Below are 280 nucleotides of genomic sequence, written 5' to 3' on the forward strand. Positions count from 1 at the left end.
ACCCGCTGCGCCCGTCAGACGCAGCAGAACTGCGCCCCAGAGGCGCGCTTCGCGCGCTGGCCGAGCTTGCCCACGGGAAAAACAGCGAAGCTGTCTCGTCTCGTGGACTAACCTAGTGATGAAGGGACATGAGGACGGCGGCTAATGTTCTTTGGAATGGAAGAAGCTCTTCCCACAGGGTGGCACCATAAGATGCGGGCCTGTCGGCGCTTTCTGCCGATATCCTTAGAAAGGAGGTGATCCAGCCGCAGGTTCCCCTACGGCTACCTTGTTACGACTT

The 280-nt window shown here is 59.3% G+C and carries 1 rRNA gene; it reads right to left on the reverse strand.

What is annotated here, in order from left to right:
• Positions 1-229: 229 nt before the first annotated feature.
• Positions 230-280 (reverse strand): 16S ribosomal RNA (locus tag IFR23_RS19975); the annotation flags it as partial.

It is taken from the genome of Sphingomonas sp. CFBP 13603, assembly GCF_014892665.1.
Classification (GTDB): domain Bacteria; phylum Pseudomonadota; class Alphaproteobacteria; order Sphingomonadales; family Sphingomonadaceae; genus Sphingomonas.